Source organism: Sphingomonas dokdonensis, from assembly GCF_002197685.1.
GTDB lineage: Bacteria > Pseudomonadota > Alphaproteobacteria > Sphingomonadales > Sphingomonadaceae > Sphingomonas > Sphingomonas dokdonensis.
Window position 1 is genome coordinate 190,682 of sequence record NZ_NBBI01000004.1, and the last position, 16,647, is coordinate 207,328.

Annotated in this window: 11 protein-coding genes; 10 read left to right on the forward strand and 1 reads right to left on the reverse strand. The window is 67.1% G+C overall.

Going from position 1 to position 16,647, the window contains the following annotated elements; translation table 11 throughout:
• The first annotated feature begins 116 nt into the window (after positions 1-116).
• From SPDO_RS11760 to treY, 6 genes are all read left to right on the forward strand, one after another.
• Complete coding sequence (locus tag SPDO_RS11760) at positions 117-536, forward strand: PilZ domain-containing protein (protein WP_088367689.1); 420 nt, start codon at positions 117-119, stop codon at positions 534-536.
• 83 nt (positions 537-619) lie between these two features.
• On the forward strand, positions 620-928 hold the full coding sequence (locus tag SPDO_RS11765) for a DUF2934 domain-containing protein (RefSeq protein WP_088367690.1): 309 nt from the start codon (positions 620-622) through the stop codon (positions 926-928).
• Positions 929-1,014: 86 nt separating this feature from the next.
• Entirely contained in the window at positions 1,015-3,117 is a 2,103-nt protein-coding gene (glgX, locus tag SPDO_RS11770; protein WP_088367691.1) for a glycogen debranching protein GlgX, read from the forward strand.
• Entirely contained in the window at positions 3,114-4,970 is a 1,857-nt protein-coding gene (gene treZ / locus SPDO_RS11775) for a malto-oligosyltrehalose trehalohydrolase (protein WP_088367692.1), read from the forward strand. The genes glgX and treZ overlap by 4 nt, the downstream gene beginning before the upstream one ends.
• The gene (gene malQ, locus SPDO_RS11780; protein ID WP_088367693.1) at positions 4,967-6,832 is read left to right on the forward strand and encodes a 4-alpha-glucanotransferase; all 1,866 of its coding nucleotides are present in this window, start codon (positions 4,967-4,969) and stop codon (positions 6,830-6,832) included. The genes treZ and malQ overlap by 4 nt, the downstream gene beginning before the upstream one ends.
• Positions 6,829-9,132 carry a malto-oligosyltrehalose synthase gene (gene treY, locus SPDO_RS11785; RefSeq protein WP_088367694.1) on the forward strand — a complete coding sequence of 768 codons (2,304 nt, stop codon included), beginning with the start codon at positions 6,829-6,831 and terminating at the stop codon, positions 9,130-9,132. Before malQ ends, treY begins: the two co-directional genes overlap by 4 nt.
• Before the next feature lie 64 nt (positions 9,133-9,196).
• Here the strand turns inward: treY and SPDO_RS11790 are convergent, their stop codons facing one another.
• Positions 9,197-9,871: an epoxyqueuosine reductase QueH gene (locus SPDO_RS11790; protein ID WP_088367695.1), complete on the reverse strand. Its 675-nt coding sequence runs from the start codon at positions 9,869-9,871 to the stop codon at positions 9,197-9,199.
• 267 nt (positions 9,872-10,138) lie between these two features.
• On the opposite strand from SPDO_RS11790, the gene acnD reads away from it, so the two are divergent.
• The 4 genes from acnD (at position 10,139) to prpB (ending at position 16,367) form a co-directional block, all read left to right on the forward strand.
• Entirely contained in the window at positions 10,139-12,763 is a 2,625-nt protein-coding gene (gene acnD, locus SPDO_RS11795) for a Fe/S-dependent 2-methylisocitrate dehydratase AcnD (RefSeq protein WP_088367696.1), read from the forward strand.
• Between the two features lie 142 nt (positions 12,764-12,905).
• Positions 12,906-14,096, forward strand: a complete 1,191-nt coding sequence (gene prpF, locus SPDO_RS11800) for a 2-methylaconitate cis-trans isomerase PrpF (RefSeq protein ID WP_088367697.1) — start codon at positions 12,906-12,908, stop codon at positions 14,094-14,096.
• Positions 14,097-14,179: 83 nt separating this feature from the next.
• Positions 14,180-15,337 carry a bifunctional 2-methylcitrate synthase/citrate synthase gene (gene prpC / locus SPDO_RS11805; RefSeq protein WP_088367698.1) on the forward strand — a complete coding sequence of 386 codons (1,158 nt, stop codon included), beginning with the start codon at positions 14,180-14,182 and terminating at the stop codon, positions 15,335-15,337.
• Between the two features lie 109 nt (positions 15,338-15,446).
• Positions 15,447-16,367 carry a methylisocitrate lyase gene (prpB, locus tag SPDO_RS11810; RefSeq protein ID WP_088367699.1) on the forward strand — a complete coding sequence of 307 codons (921 nt, stop codon included), beginning with the start codon at positions 15,447-15,449 and terminating at the stop codon, positions 16,365-16,367.
• Positions 16,368-16,647 lie beyond the last annotated feature (280 nt).

Genomic DNA, 16,647 nt, shown 5'->3' on the forward strand with positions numbered 1-16,647 from the left:
TATTCCCCCGACCACTTCTTTGCCCCTCGTTAATAATGACGTAATAACATCTCAAGTCCCTAAAACCGCATTTTTGCGGGTTGCACCGCCGCCGATCGCTTCCCAATTCTAGCCTCATGAGCGAGGCGGACCGTTCAGACGAACCGGCCGGCGTAGAGGCAGCGCCGCCTGACCGCGCGCCCCGCCACAGTGTCTTCCTCAGCGCGACCGTGGAGCATTTCGGCAAGCGGCAGCCCAGCACGCACCGGGTGCGCGATCTTTCCGTCGGTGGCGTGCGGATCGACCATGCCGAAGGCTTCGTGGTCGGGGCTACCGTTCTCGTCACGGTCGGCGCGCTCGAATCGGTGGCCGCCACCATTGTCTGGGTGAAGGACGGTGCTGCCGGTTTGAAGTTCGCCCAGCAGATCGACCCCCAGGCCGCCCGCGCGCGCGCCGCCGTCGCGCCAGCGCCTTTCCGCGGGCAATCGCGCGGCGTCACCGCGCCGGCGCCAACGGCCGGCTGGATGCCCAATCTCGGCAGCCCCTATCGCCGCTGACCGACGCGCCAATATTTTATCCGGCGCTGCGATCCATTTCCCCGCCGCGCGCGTTTGACCGAGCGTCATAAAGGAGAACGGCCGTGACTGACGAACGCGAGCAGGAAATCCGGGAACGCGCCTACCGGATCTGGCAGGACGAGGGCGAGCCGGCCGGCCGCGAGCAGGATCACTGGTCTCGCGCGCAGGCCGAAGTCGAGGGCGCCGGCGAAAACGGGCTGATCGCCGCGCAGGCCGACGACCTTCCCTTCGGCGAGCCTGAGGACACCGGCGCCGCCGACGCGAAGGCTGCTAAGGGCGCCGACGAGATCCCGCAGGTTAGCGGTGTCGCCGCAGCCGCCGGCACGCCGATCGCCCCGGCGCCGAAATCATCGGGCAAGCCGTCCAAATAGGCCAAGCCCCTCTCCGTCAACGATCAAGTCTCGGCAGGGTGAACGCCTCATCCTGCCGCTTACCTTTGCTTTAGCGAGGCCGCCGCTTGTCCTTCTCCGTCGACCGGCTCCAGCCCGGCTTTCCCTATCCGCTCGGCGCCACGTTCGATGGCCTCGGCATCAACTTCGCCGTCTTCTCCGCCAACGCCGATGCGATCGAGCTGTGCCTGTTCGATCCCGCCGGAAAGCGCGAGATCAAGCGCTTCTGGCTGCCAGAATGCACCGACGAGGTATTCCACGGCTACCTGCCCGACGTCGAGCCCGGCCTGCTCTACGGCTATCGCGCGCACGGCCGCTACGAGCCGGAGGCGGGCCACCGCTTCAATCCCAACAAGCTGCTGCTCGATCCCTACGCCCGCAAGCTCCACGGCCAGATCAAGTGGACCGATGCGCTGCACGGCTATCGCATCGGTCACCGCCGCGAGGACCTCTCCTTCGACAAACGCGACAGCGCGCCGGCGATGCCCAAGAGCGTGGTGGTCGACGATCATTGGGACTGGTCACGCGATCGCCGCCCCAACACGCCCTGGTCCGAAACCGTCATTTACGAGGCGCACACCAAGGGCCTCACCAAGCTGATGGAGGAAGTGCCCGCGCGCGACCGCGGCACCTACGCCGCGCTCGGTCATCCCGCCGTCATCCGCCACCTCCAGCGCCTCGGCGTCACCGCGGTCGAGCTACTCCCGATCCAGGCGTTCACGCAGGATCGCTTTTTGCAGGAAAAGGGCCTGCGCAATTACTGGGGCTACAACACGCTTGGCTTCTTCGCCCCCGAACAGGCGTATATGGCGGGCGAGCATCAGGACGAGTTGCGCCGCGCCGTCCACCGCCTGCACAAGGCCGGCATCGAAGTCATCATGGACGTGGTGTACAACCACACCTGCGAAGGCTCCGAACGCGGCCCGACCCTGTCGTGGCGCGGCCTCGACAACGCCAGCTACTACCGCCTCGTGCAGGACAACCCGCGCTACACGATCAACGATACCGGCACGGGCAACACGCTCAACATGAGCAAGGCGCGCGTGATCCAGATGGTCGCGGACTCCTTGCGCTATTGGGCCACCAGCTTCGGCATCGACGGCTTCCGCTTCGATCTCGGCCTCACGCTCGGCCGCGAGGCGACCGGCTTCGACCCGGGCGCCGCGTTCTTCGACGTCGTCCGCCAGGACCCCGTCCTCAGCCAGTTAAAGCTGATCGCCGAGCCGTGGGACGTCGGCCCCGGCGGCTATCAGCTCGGCAACTTTCCGCCCGGCTTCGCCGAATGGAACGACAAATATCGCGACACGGTGCGCAGCTATTGGAAGGGTGACGCCGGCAAGCGCGGCGACCTTGCCGCACGGCTTGCGGGCTCGGGCGACCTGTTCGACCGCCGCGCACGTCGTCCGTGGGCCAGCGTCAACTTCCTCGTCGCGCACGACGGCTTCACCCTCGCCGACACGGTGATGTACGAGGACCGCCACAACGAGGCGAACGGCGAGGACAATCGCGACGGCCACGACAATAACCATTCGCGAAACTGGGGCGCCGAAGGTCCGACCGACGATCCCGCGATCAACGACGCGCGCGGCCGCGTCATGCGCTCGATGATGACCACTCTGCTCGCCTCGCTCGGCACGCCGATGCTGGTCGCCGGTGACGAGTTCGGCCGCACGCAGCACGGCAACAACAACGCCTATTGCCAGGATAACGAGATCAGCTGGCTCGACTGGCAGGCCGCCGCCTCGCTGGCGGGCCAGCAGCAGATCGACTTCACCGCCCGCCTGACCGAGCTGCGCCGCCGCTACCCCGTGCTGCGTGCGCCCACCTTCCTCTACGGTCAGGACTCGCCCGGTCACGGCGTCAACGACGTCGAATGGTGGGACGAACGCGGGCAGCAGCTCAGCGCAGAGGATTGGCAGAATCCCGAAGGCCGCGCGCTGATGATGCGCCGCGCGATCCGGAACGAGGCCGGCGACGTCGAGGCCGTGTCGCTCCTCCTCAACGCCAGCAGCGAACCGATCACCTTCCACCTGCCCCCGCCGGAAACCCGCCGCACCGTGCTGATCGACAGTGCCCGCCCCGATCAGGGCGAGATCGAGATCGGCAACGAATATGAGGTCGCCCCACAAGGCGCCGTCCTCCTCACCTGGACCAGCGCGTGGGAGGCATGATGCGGTGGGGCGCCGAGCCGCTGGCCGACGGCACCACCCGTTTCCGCCTCTGGGCGCCCGACGCGGAAACGGTCGCGATAGAAATCGCAGCCTCAACCCTGCACCCCGGCGAGGGCCGGGGAACAGCGGAAGAAGCACGCACATCCCTCACCCCCACCGCAAACGGCTGGTGGGAGACCACCCTCCCCGCCCCGCCGGGCACCCGCTATCGTTACCGCATCGGCGACACCGCCGTTCCCGATCCCGCATCCCGGCGACAGGACGGCGGCGTTCACGGCTGGAGCATCGTCCGCGACCACGCCTACGCCTGGCGCACGCCAGACTGGCGCGGCCGTGCGTGGCACAAGATGGTGTTCATGGAGCTGCACGCCGGCACGCTGGGCGGCTTTGCCGGTATCACCCAGCGGCTGCCCGCCATCGCCGCGCTTGGCGTCACCGCGATCCAGCTCATGCCGATCAACGCCTTTGCCGGCATGCGCGGCTGGGGCTATGACGGCGTCCTCCCCTATGCCGTCCACGAGGCATATGGCACGCCCGACGACCTGCGCGCGCTGATCGACGCCGCGCATGAACTTGGCCTCAGCGTCTTCCTGGATGTCGTGTACAACCACTTCGGCCCCGACGGTAACTACCTCGGCCTCTATGCCGACCGGTTCTTCCACCGCGACGTCGCCACGCCCTGGGGCGGCGCCGTCGCCGTCGACGAGCCCGCGGTCGCCCGCTTCTTCATCGACAATGCCTTGATGTGGCTGCGCGACTATCGCGTCGACGGCCTGCGCTTCGACGCCGTCCACGCGATCGACAACCCCGCGTTCCTCGACGCAATGGCCGCCGAGATCCGTGCCGCTTTGCCGGACCGCCACGTCCATCTCGTGCTGGAAAACGAGCACAACGACGCCGCCCGCCTGCGTCCGGACGCCTATGACGCGCAATGGAACGACGATTTCCACAACGTCCTCCACGTGCTCCTCACCGGCGAAACCAGCGCTTATTACGGCGACTTCGCCGACAGACCGGCTCAACGCCTCGCGCGCTGCCTCGCGGAGGGCTTCATCTACCAGGGCGACCCCTCGCCCAATCACGACGGCAAGCCGCGCGGCACGCCCAGCGCTCACCTTTCGCCGACGCGCTTCGTCAGCTTCCTCCAGAACCACGATCAGGTCGGCAACCGCGCCATGGGCGAGCGGCTGACGCGCCTAACCGATCCCGCCAAACTGCGCGCCGCCACCGCGCTGATGCTCCTCGCACCACAAATCCCGCTGCTGTTCATGGGCGAGGAAGAAGGCAGCGACACGCCTTTCCTGTTCTTCACCGACTTCCACGACGACCTCGCCGACGCGGTCCGCGAAGGGCGTCGCAAGGAATTTGCCAAGTTCGCGGCATTCGCCGACGAGCAGGCCCGCGCGCGCATCCCCGATCCCAATGCGGAAAGCACCTTTGCCGCGTCGATCCCGCAGCCCGGCCCTGACGCCCCCGCCTGGCGCTCCTTCTATCAGCACCTGCTGCGCCTGCGCCGTGAACAGATCGTTCCGCACCTCGCCGACACCGCAACGATGCCCGTCAGCGACGGCGCGAGCAACGACCTGCCGCGCATTCGCAGCCTCGGCGCGCAGGCGACCGGCGACGCGCGCGTCACCGCCCGCTGGCGCCTGCGCGGCGGCAAGATCCTGACGATCGTCATCGATCTCGCCGACAACCCCGCCCCGCTCCCCGCCGCACCGCTCATGATCAGCGAAGCCGAAGCGCGATCCGCCGACGAACGCACCGGCTCCACATCGGCCGAGACCGGCGCGGCAGCGTCGCCAACCCCGCTCTTCACCACCGACGACCGCTTCGTCGCGTGGATCGAATGACCAGCCTCCACGCAGCGGCCAAGGCCGCGGGCCTCATGCGCGATTGGACCAATGCCGCCGGTCGCGCACAGCAGGTCGACGACGCGGTGCTCGAAACCCTGCTCGCCTGCCTCGATCCGACCCCGGCCGACCAGCCCTTTGTCACTGCGGTTGTCGGACAGCCGATACGCCTCCCGGATGCGCCTCACGGCACCGCCGAAGTCACGCTCGAAAGCGGCACCGCGCGCCCCCTCGTGCTCGGACAGGACGCAATAAGCGAGGTTGGCTACCATCGGCTGACGCTCGGCACGCGGCAGTACACGCTCGCCATCGCCCCGCCGCGCTGCCCGCAGCCACCCGCAAGAGGCTGGGGCCTCGCCGTCCAGATCCCCGCGCTCCGCGACGATCGGGACAGCGGCTATGGTACCTTTCACACGCTCGCCAACAGCGCCGCCGCCTTCGGCCGCGCCGGCGCCGCCGCGCTGGCGATCAGCCCCACCCACGCGCTCTTCCCCGCCGATCCCCACCGCTTCAGCCCCTACGCGCCCTCCTCGCGCCTTTTCCACAACGTCATGCTCGCCGATCCGGCGACGATCGGCATGGCGTCCGCCAATTCCGATGCCGCGCCCGAGCTGATCGACTGGCAAGGCGCGCTTCCACGCCACCTCAAGCTCCTGCGCAGCACCTTCGACAAAGCCGGCGACCCTGTCCAAGAAGCAGTTGCCACCTACCGCAAGGAAGGCGGCTTCGCACTTGAAGCGCATGCCCGCTTCGACGCCATCCACGCGCGGCTCGGCGGAAACGGCTGGCTCGATTGGCCGGCCGAGTTGCGTGACCCTACTAGTGACGCAGTTCAGCGCTTCGCTGCCGATCACGCCGACGACGTCTCCTTCTACGTCTTCCTGCAATGGCTAGCAGATCAGGGCCTGGCCGCTGCGCAAAGAAGCGCGCGAAAACAGATGGCTGTCGGCCTTATCGCAGATCTCGCCGTAGGAACCGACCGCGGCGGCAGCCACGGCTGGAGTAGCGGTGCGGACCTGCTCAACGGCGTCACCATCGGCGCGCCGCCCGATCCGCTCGGCCCCGACGGCCAGAATTGGGGCATCTCCGCGCTCGATCCCTATCAGCTCGCTCGCAGCGGTTATCGCGCCTTTATCGACACGATCCGCACCACTTTGCGGCATGCCGGCGGCATCCGCATCGATCATGCGATCGGCCTCGATCGCCTGTGGATCGTGCCGGACGGCGCGACCGCCGCGGATGGTGCCTACCTGACCATGCCCGGCGACGCGCTGAAGACCATCGTCGCGATCGAGGCGCACCGCACCGACGCGATCGTCATCGCGGAGGACCTGGGCACCGTCCCGCCCGGCCTGCGCGACGATCTCGCGATCCGCGGCATGCTCGGCATGCGCGTCCTCCCGTTCGAGCGCGACAAGGCGGGCGCCTTCGTCCCGCCGCAGCGCTGGGACGCAAGCGCGGTCGCCATGACCGGCACCCACGACACGCCGACGGTCAGCGGCTGGTGGCACGGCCGCGACATAGAATGGCGCGCCCAGATCGCCGGCAAACCCGATCCCGCGGGGATCGAGAACCGCGCCGGCGAGCGCACTGCGCTTTGGCAGGCACTCGCCGGCGTCGGGTCCCCGCCCGCAGATGCACCACTCGACCAGATTCTCGAGACCGTCGCCGATGCGCCCGCCCCGCTCGCCATCTATCCGCTCGAAGACCTGCTCGGGCTGGGGGAGCAGCCGAACCTGCCCGGCACCACCGACGAACACCCCAATTGGCGCCGCCGCATGCCCGCCGCGACCGACGCGCTGCTCGCCCGGCCGCCGGTCGCGGCGCGTACCCGAATGCTTACCACCAAGAGGCCTGGATGACCCCGCGCGCCACCTACCGCCTGCAATTCCACGCCGGCTTCACCTTTGCCGATGCGGAGGCGATCGTGCCCTATCTCGATCGTCTCGGGATCAGCCACATCTACGCCTCGCCCATCACCACCGCCGCGCCCGGCTCGACCCACGGCTATGACGTGGTCGACCCCACGCGGATCAATCCCGAACTCGGCGGCGAGCCTGCCTTCCGCCACCTCGTCGAAATGCTCCGCGCCCGCGATATGGGCATCGTCATCGACATCGTACCGAACCACATGGGCGTCGCCGGGGACAGCAACGCCTGGTGGAACGACGTGCTGCGCCACGGCCGCAATAGCCGCTACGCCGACGTGTTCGACATCGACTGGTCGCGCCCCATCCTTCTTCCGGTGCTCGGGACCTCGCTGACCGAGGCGCTGGACTACGGCGTGCTGACGATCGAGCGGCACGAGGATCGCTGGTGGCTCGTCGCCTATGGTGACCAGCGCTTTCCGCTGCGTGACACGGATCAGGACGCACCCGATCGCGAGCCGCTCGCCGCGCTGCTCGACCGGCAGCACTACCGGTTAGCGCTATGGCGCACCGCTAACGACGAACTGAACTGGCGCCGCTTCTTCGCCATCAACGAGTTGGCCGGCGTTCGTATCGAAGAGCCTGAGGTGTTCGACCGCACCCACGCGCTCTATTTTCGTCTCCATGACGAAGGGCTGATCGACGGTGTCCGCGTCGATCACGTCGACGGCCTCACCGATCCGCTCGGCTATTGCCGCCGCCTGCGCGAACGCCTCGGCGGCGACGCGTGGATCGTCATCGAAAAGATCCTCGGCCCTGATGAGCCCCTGACCGACGAATGGGCTGTAGATGGGACCAGCGGCTACGATTTCATGGAAGAAGTCGCTGCCCTGCTGCACGATCCGGCAGGTGCCGAACCGCTCAGCGACCTGTGGCAGGAGATCAGCGGACGTCCGGCAGAGCTGGCGCCGGAAGAACTGCTCGCGCGCCAGCAGCTCCTCGCCTGGCAATTCACCGGCCAGCTCGAAGGCTGCGTCGATGCATTCGCCGCCATCGCGCCCGACGGGATCACGCGCGCGATGCTGCGGCGCGCGGTGGAGCGGCTCCTCTGGGTATTCCCCGTGTACCGCACCTATGGCCCCGATGCGCCCCCCAGCGATGCCCCGATCCGCGCCCAGGTTCGCGCGCGCGTCGCCCCGCGTCTTCCCCCCGGCGAGGCGCATGTCGCCGACCTGATCCTCAACTGGCTCGCCGGCGACGGTCCGGGCGAGGAAGAAACGCGCGCGGAAGCGGTTCGCCGCTTTCAACAGCTCTCCGCACCTATCGCCGCCAAGTCATTGGAAGACACAGCTTTCTACCGCTACGGGCGACTGCTGTCGCGTAACGACGTCGGCTTCGACGCCGCCCGCATGTCGCTGACCCCAGCCGACTTCCACCAGCGCATGCAGGACCGCGCTACCCACTGGCCGCGCGCGATGCTCACCACCGCCACCCACGATCACAAGCGCGGCGAGGACACCCGCGCCCGCCTCACGGTCCTGAGCGCGATGCCCGCTCGCTGGCGCACGATCGTCGCTGAATGGGAGGCAATCGCCGATCCGCTGTCCGACGGCGTCGACCGCGGCGATCGCTACATGCTGTTCCAATCACTACTCGGCGCTTGGCCCGACGCGGCCGACGACAGCTTTGCCGAGCGCATCGCCGCCTGGCAGACCAAGGCATTGCGCGAGGCCAAGCTGCGCTCGTCCTGGGAAGCCCCCGACGAGGCGTACGAGGCACGCTGCAACGCCCTCGCCGCCGCGCTCATCGCCGACGAAGGCTTCCGCGCTTCGATGACCGCCTTCCTGGCGGAGATCGCACCGGCGGCCGAGCACAACAGCCTGGTCCAAGTCGCTCTCCGCTGTACCATGCCCGGCGTGCCGGACCTCTATCAGGGCAACGAGTTCGCCGACCTCAGCCTGGTCGACCCTGACAACCGCCGCCCCATCGACTACCAAGCGCGCCGCGCCGCTCTCGCCGCGCCGCCGCCCAAGCTACGGCTGCTCACCACCCTGCTGGACCTGCGCCGCCGCCATCCGGCACTGTTCACCGCCGGCAGCTACGAGCCGGCCCACGTTTCGGGCGATGCGCGCTTGCTCGCCTTCGAGCGCCGGCACGATGGCAAGACATTCCGTTGCGCCGTCCGACTGGAGGAGGCGACGCCAGCAGATACGTCGATCCGCTTCGCGTCGGGCACCACGCGCGACGCAAGCGCGCTCTTCGCGGACAGTCCCGTCTGGTTCGAACTCGCCTGACCCATCCGCCCCTCCCACACAAGCGAGAGGGGCGCTACTCACATCCTTACGAGCCCCGGCACGATCACGCCGGCTCGTCGACGCCGTAGAACAGCTTGCCGATCTCGATCTCCGCGCGCCCCTGCGACACGCGGTGCGCATTGGTGTCGCGCAGCGAATAGACGCAGCCGCAATATTCCTGCTGATAGAATTGCTCGCGCTTGGAGATGTCGATCATCCGCGCCGCGCCGCCGCCCTTGCGCCAGTTGAACGTCCAATAGCTGAGGTCGGGATAGCGCCCAGCCGCCCGCTCCCCGCAATCGTTGATCTGGTTCATGTTCTTCCAGCGCGAGATCCCCAGAGACGAGGTGATCACCGGAAAGCCGTTCTCGTGCGCATAGAGCGCCGTCCGCTCGAAGCGCATGTCGAAGCACATGGTGCAGCGCACGCCGCGCTCCGGCTCGTTCTCCATGCCACGCGCGCGCTTGAACCAGTTCACCGTGTCGTAATCGGCATCGACGAACGGCACGTCGTGCGCCTCGGCGAAGCGGATGTTCTCCTCCTTGCGAAGGAGGTATTCCTCCTTAGGGTGGATGTTCGGATTGTAGAAGAAGATCGTGTAATCGATCCCGCTCGCCGTCATCGCCTCCATCACCTCGCCCGAGCACGGCGCGCAGCAACTGTGCAGCAGCACCTTCTTGTGCCCGTCGGGCGGCGTCAGGATCGGGCGGTCGATATCGGTGGTGACTGGCTTGGTCATGCCTTCGCTTTAGCGCAAAACGCGTCATGATTACAGACGTGCCGAGCTCGTCCCCGCTCCGGCCGAGCGCGATGCGCGTCGCACACTCGTTCGCAACTTTTGCAAATCCGCACCCACGCCATCCGCCAATCTTCGCGCTTTAGATGGGCGCTGCGGGTTGCGCCGTTGCGGATAATGCACAAATGGTAACGGGTGATCGCCCAGCAGCGACGCGCATGTCTCGGGAGAGTGTCGGTGCGCGCCGCCAAGCCAGACAGAGAGCCAGCCATGAACCGCGCCCATCGCAAGCAACTACCCGGTACTGAGGTCGACTTCTTCGACACGCGCGACGCGATCGAGGCGATCCGCCCCGGCGCCTATAACGGCCTGCCCTATGTCTCGCGCGTGCTGGCCGAGCAGCTCGTCCGCCGCTGCGATCCCGCCATGCTCACCGACGCGCTGACCCAGATCGTCGAGCGCAAGCGCAATCTCGATTTCCCCTGGTATCCCGCGCGCGTCGTCTGCCACGACATCCTCGGCCAGACGGCGCTGGTCGATCTCGCCGGCCTGCGCGACGCGATCGCCGACCAGGGCGGCGATCCTGCCAAGGTCAACCCCGTCGTCCCCACCCAGCTGATCGTCGACCACAGCCTTGCGGTCGAGCATGGCGGGTTCGATCCGCAAGCGTTCGAAAAGAACCGCGCGATCGAGGATCGCCGCAACGAGGATCGCTTCCACTTCATCGAATGGACCAAGGAGGCGTTCCAGAACGTCGACGTGATCCCCGCCGGCAACGGCATCATGCACCAGATCAACCTGGAAAAGATGTCGCCCGTCGTGCAGCTGCGCGACGGCGTCGCCTTCCCCGACACCTGCGTCGGCACCGACAGCCACACGCCGCACGTCGACGCGCTGGGCGTCATCGCGATCGGTGTCGGCGGGCTGGAGGCCGAGACGGTCATGCTCGGCCGCGCGTCGATGATGCGCCTCCCTGACATCGTCGGCGTGAAGCTCACCGGCAAGCGCCAGCCGGGCATCACCGCCACCGACATCGTTCTCGCGATCACAGAATTCCTCCGCAAGGAGCGTGTGGTCGGCGCCTGGCTCGAATTCTTCGGCGAGGGCGCGGACAGCCTGACGATCGGCGACCGCGCGACCATTTCGAACATGTGCCCGGAGTACGGCGCCACCGCATCGATGTTCTACATCGACCAACAGACGATCGACTATCTCCTGCTCACCGGCCGCGAGAGCGATCAGGTCAAGCTGGTCGAAACCTACGCCAAGCACACCGGCCTGTGGGCCGACGCGCTCAAGACCGCCGAGTATGAGCGCGTGCTCGAATTCGATCTGTCGAGCGTGGTGCGCAACCTCGCCGGCCCGTCCAACCCGCACCGCCGCCTCGCGACGTCTTCGCTTGTCGAAAGCGGCGTGGCGGTCGGCCTGGAGGCGGCGCAAGCGGAGGAGCGCGAAGGCCTGCTCCCCGACGGCGCGGTGATCATCGCCGCGATCACCAGTTGCACCAACACGTCGAACCCGCGCAACGTCGTCGCCGCCGGCCTCGTCGCCAAGAAGGCCAACGAGCTCGGCCTCGTCCGCAAGCCGTGGGTGAAATCCAGCTTCGCCCCCGGCTCGATCGTCGCGCGCCTCTATCTGGAGGAGGCCGGCCTGCTGCCCGAGCTGGAGAAGCTCGGCTTCGGCATCGTCGCCTTCGCCTGCACCACCTGCAACGGCATGTCGGGCGCGCTCGATCCCAAGATCCAGCAGGAGATCATCGACCGCGATCTCTACGCCACCGCCGTCCTGTCCGGGAACCGCAATTTCGACGGTCGCATCCACCCCTATGCCAAGCAGGCGTTCCTCGCCTCGCCGCCGCTGGTGGTGGCCTATGCGATCGCCGGCACGATCCGCTTCGACATCGAGCAGGACGTGCTCGGCACGGTCGATGGCCGCGAGATCCGCCTGAAGGACCTGTGGCCGACCGACGAGGAGATCGACGCGATCGTCGCCGCGCACGTGAAGCCGGAGCAGTTCCGCAGCGTGTACGAGCCGATGTTCGGCGCGCGCGCGAAGTCGGCGGACAAGATCAGCCCGCTCTACGATTGGCGCCCCACCTCCACCTACATCCGTCGTCCGCCCTATTGGGACACGCAGGGGGTCGGCGCGCTGGCGGCGCACCCGCGCACGCTGAAGGACATGCGCCCGCTCGCCATCCTGCCCGACAATATCACCACCGATCACCTGTCGCCTTCAAATGCGATCCTGCCGAGCTCCGCGGCAGGCGAATACCTCACCAAGATGGGCGTGCCGGAGGAGGATTATAATTCCTACGCCACCCACCGCGGCGATCACTTGACCGCGATGCGCGCCACCTTCGCCAACCCGCAGCTTGTCAACGAAATGGCGGTGGTCGATGGCCAGGTGAAGCGCGGCAGCCTCGCCCGCGTCGAGCCCGACGGCACCGTGATGCGCATGTGGGAAGCGATGGAAACCTATGCCGAGCGCAAGCAGCCGCTGATCATCATCGCCGGGGCCGATTACGGTCAAGGCTCCTCGCGTGACTGGGCCGCCAAGGGCGTCCGCCTCGCCGGCGTCGAGGCGATCGTGGCGGAGGGCTTCGAGCGCATCCACCGCACCAACCTCATCGGCATGGGCGTGCTCCCGTGCGAGTTTAAGCCGGGCACCACGCGCCTGACGCTCGAACTCGACGGCACCGAAACCTATGACGTGATCGGCGACCGCCAGCCCGGCGCCACGCTGACTTTGATCATCAAGCGCAAGGATGGGTCGACGCAGGAGGTGCCCGTCACCTGCCGCCTCGACACCGCCGAGGAAGCGTCGATCTACGAGGCCGGCGGCGTGCTGCAGCGCTTCGCGCAAGACTTCCTCGCCTCCGAAGCGGCGGCCGCGTGATCCCTGCCCCACAAACCATCGTCACCTCGGCCTTGTGCCGGGGTCCACTCCGCCGCGAACTCAACGGCGTCGCGATTGCGGCCCGGTGGATGCCGGGACAAGCCCGGCATGACGAAGACACTTACATCGAGGTAGCACGCTGATGGCCGGCCAGACCCGCATCCCCGCCACCTATATGCGCGGCGGCACCAGCAAGGGCGTGTTCTTCCGCCTGGAAGACCTGCCCCAAGCCGCCCGCGTCCCCGGTGCCGCGCGTGACAAGCTGTTCCAGCGCGTCATCGGCAGCCCCGATCCTTATGCCGCGCAGATCGACGGCATGGGCGGCGCAACGTCCAGCACCAGCAAGTGCGTCATCGTCTCGCCGAGCAGCCGGCCCGATCACGACGTCGACTATCTTTACGGCCAGGTGTCGATCGACACCGATTTCGTCGACTGGTCGGGCAATTGCGGCAACCTGTCGACCGGCGCGGGCGCCTTCGCGATCCACGCCGGCTATGTCGATGCCAACCGTGCCGAGAACGGCATCTGCACCGTCCGCATCTGGCAGGCGAACATCAACAAGACGATCATCGCTCACGTCCCCGTCGCCAACGGAGAAGTGCAGGAAACCGGCGACTTCGAGCTCGACGGCGTCACCTTCCCAGCGGCCGAGATCGTCCTTGAATTCGTCGACCCCGCCGATGACGGCGAAGAGGGCGGGTCGATGTTCCCCACCGGCAATCTCGTCGACGAACTCGACGTGCCGGAGGAGATCGTGCCCGGCGGCAAGCTCAAGGCGACGATGATCACCGCGGGCATCCCGACGATCTTCGTGAACGCCGCCGACATCGGCTTCACCGGCACCGAGCTGCGCGAGACGATTAATGGCAACCCGGACATGCTGCGCCGCTTCGAGGCTTTGCGCACCATTGGCGCGCTCAAGATGGGCCTCATCAAGTCGCCCGAGGAAGCCGCCAAGCGTCAGCACACCCCCAAGATCGCCTTTGTCGCCCCGCCGACCGATTACCCATCGTCCAGCGGCAAGATCGTGAAGGCCGACGATATCGACCTCCTCGTCCGGGCCATGTCGATGGGCAAGCTTCACCACGCCATGATGGGCACCGCTTCGGTCGCCATCGCCACCGCGGCCGCGGTGCCCGGCACGCTCGTCAACCAGGCGGCCGGCGGCGGCGAGCGGCAGTCGGTTCGCTTCGGCCACCCCTCGGGCACGCTGCGCGTCGGCGCGGAGGCTAGGCAGGTCGATGGCCAATGGACCGTCACCAAGGCGATCATGAGCCGCAGCGCCCGCATCCTGATGGAAGGCAACGTCCGCGTGCCGCAGGGCAGTTTCTGACCGACCGCCGTGCCCGAAACGATAGCATTTGTAACACGCCCGCCGCAGGGCAACCGGACAAGCAGAAAGAGGACCGAAAGAGCATGACCGACACCGCCACCGCGCCCACCTTCAAGCCCAAGAAGTCCGTCGCCCTCTCGGGCGTCGCCGCCGGCAACACCGCCCTGTGCAGCGTCGGCCGCACCGGCAACGACCTGCATTACCGCGGCTATGACATCCTCGATTTCGCCGAAACGGCGGAGTTCGAGGAGATCGCCCACCTCCTCGTCCACGGCTGGCTCCCCAACGCCGCCGAGCTGAAGGCGTACAAGGCCAAGCTGAAGGCGCTGCGCGGCCTGCCGCTTGCCGTGAAGGAGGCGCTCGCCGCGCTCCCCGCCGCCGCCCACCCGATGGACGTGATGCGCACCGGCGTCTCCGCGCTCGGCTGCGCGCTGCCGGAGAAGGACGATCATAACAGCCCGGCCGCGCGCGACATCGCCGATCGGCTGATGGCCAGCCTCGGCTCGATGCTGCTCTATTGGTATCACTTCTCCAACAACGGCGTGGAGATCGAGGTCGAGACCGACGACGATTCGATCGGCGGCCACTTCCTCCACCTGCTCCATGGCGAAGCGCCGAGCGAGAGCTGGGTGCAGGCGATGCACACCTCGCTGATCCTCTATGCCGAGCATGAATTCAACGCCTCCACCTTCACCAGCCGCGTCATCGCGGGCACCGGCTCCGACATGCATTCGTGCATCACCGGCGCGATCGGCGCGCTGCGTGGGCCCAAGCACGGCGGCGCCAACGAAGTCGCCTTCGAGATCCAGAAGCGCTACCAGAACCCGGACGAGGCAGAGGCCGACATCCGCAAGCGCATGGAAGCCAAGGAGGTCATCATCGGCTTCGGCCACCCGGTCTATACGATCAGCGATCCGCGCAACGTCGTCATCAAGCGCGTCGCCAAGAAGCTGTCGGACGAGGCCGGCTCGACCAAGATGTACGACATCGCCGATCGCCTCGAAACGGTGATGATGGACGTGAAGAAGATGTTCCCGAACCTCGATTGGTTCTCGGCCGTCTCCTATCACATGATGGGCGTCCCCACCGCGATGTTCACGCCGCTGTTCGTCATCGCCCGCACCTCCGGCTGGGCCGCGCACGTCATCGAACAGCGCGAAGACAACAAGATCATCCGCCCGTCGGCCAATTACACCGGCCCGGAAGATCTGAAGTGGGTGCCGCTGGCCGAGCGCAAGTAAGCGCCCGCCCACACTGAGGACCGGAGGCGCGATCAACGGCAGATTGGTCGCGCCAAGCTGGGCTGCTACTGCGCGCCCACGCTAGACGTCGCACAAACAAGGACCACCAATGCCCTACCTCCTCGCCTCCGACCTCCCCACCGAATCCGCCGGCAAGCGCTTCCGCGCCGGCCTTGAGCGTCCCGGCATCTTCCAGCTTCCCGGCGCGCACAACGGCCAGTCGGCGATCCAGGCGCGCAACGCCGGGTTCGACGGCCTGTACCTGTCGGGCGCGGCGATGACCGCGTCGATGGGTCTGCCCGATCTCGGCATCATCACCGTCGACGAAGTCGCCTTCTTCATCCGCCAGATTGCGCGATCGTCGGGCCTGCCGCTGCTCGTCGATGGCGACACCGGCTATGGCGAGGCGCTGAACGTCATGCACATGGTCCGCACGTTCGAGGATGCCGGCGCAGGCGCGGTCCACCTCGAGGACCAGATCCTGCCCAAGAAGTGCGGCCACCTGAATGGCAAGAACCTCGTCTCGGCGATGGACATGGCCACCAAGGTCGCCGCCGCGAAGAAGGCCGCGCGCGACATCGTGATCGTCGCGCGCACCGACGCCGCCGGTGTCGAAGGCTTCGACGCCGCGGTCGATCGCGCCAAGCTCTATGTCGAGGCCGGTGCCGACGCGATCTTCCCCGAGGCGCTCAACACGCGCGAGATGTTCGAGAAATTCGCCAAGGCGGTGCCGAACGTGCCGCTGCTCGCCAACATGACCGAATTCGGCAAGACGCCCTTCTACACCGCGACCGAGTTCGAGGAGATGGGCTACAAGATGGTGATCTGGCCGGTGTCCTCCCTGCGCGTCGCCAACAAGGCGCAGGCCGAACTCTATGCCTCGATCAAGGAACATGGCGGCACCCACAAGTACGTCGATCGCATGCAGACCCGCCAGGAACTGTACGACACGATCGGCCTGCATGATTTTGAGGAACTCGACGCCAGCATCATCAAGACGATCGTCCCGGTGATGCCGCAGGAGGGCTAAGGCTCGCCCCCGTATCCCACGTCATCCCGGCCCCCGCGCCGGGGTCCAACAGCCCGCAAACGTTGACACCAAAGTGTACGCGGCACCTTGGATCCCGGATCAAGTCCGGGATGACGATCGTGGGTAAGGCAGCCGACCACCCAAATGTCATGCCGGCCTCGTGCCGGCATCCACGCTTCCGCGCTTCCAACGCTGGTGAAGTTCTCGGACGGGTGGATGCCGGCACGAGGCCGGCATGACGCATCTGTTCGCAACATCCGCAACGCGCTACCATCCACCG

Excerpts from the sequence above, each read along its gene's own strand:
- treY (WP_088367694.1), top strand. The coding sequence starts at position 6,829 with ATGACCCCGCGCGCCACCTACCGCCTGCAATTCCACGCCGGCTTCACC.
- SPDO_RS11790 (WP_088367695.1), bottom strand. The coding sequence starts at position 9,871 with ATGACCAAGCCAGTCACCACCGATATCGACCGCCCGATCCTGACGCCG.
- prpB (WP_088367699.1), top strand. The coding sequence starts at position 15,447 with ATGCCCTACCTCCTCGCCTCCGACCTCCCCACCGAATCCGCCGGCAAG.
- malQ (WP_088367693.1), top strand. The coding sequence starts at position 4,967 with ATGACCAGCCTCCACGCAGCGGCCAAGGCCGCGGGCCTCATGCGCGAT.
- acnD (WP_088367696.1), top strand. The coding sequence starts at position 10,139 with ATGAACCGCGCCCATCGCAAGCAACTACCCGGTACTGAGGTCGACTTC.
- prpF (WP_088367697.1), top strand. The coding sequence starts at position 12,906 with ATGGCCGGCCAGACCCGCATCCCCGCCACCTATATGCGCGGCGGCACC.
- prpC (WP_088367698.1), top strand. The coding sequence starts at position 14,180 with ATGACCGACACCGCCACCGCGCCCACCTTCAAGCCCAAGAAGTCCGTC.
- treZ (WP_088367692.1), top strand. The coding sequence starts at position 3,114 with ATGATGCGGTGGGGCGCCGAGCCGCTGGCCGACGGCACCACCCGTTTC.
- SPDO_RS11760 (WP_088367689.1), top strand. The coding sequence starts at position 117 with ATGAGCGAGGCGGACCGTTCAGACGAACCGGCCGGCGTAGAGGCAGCG.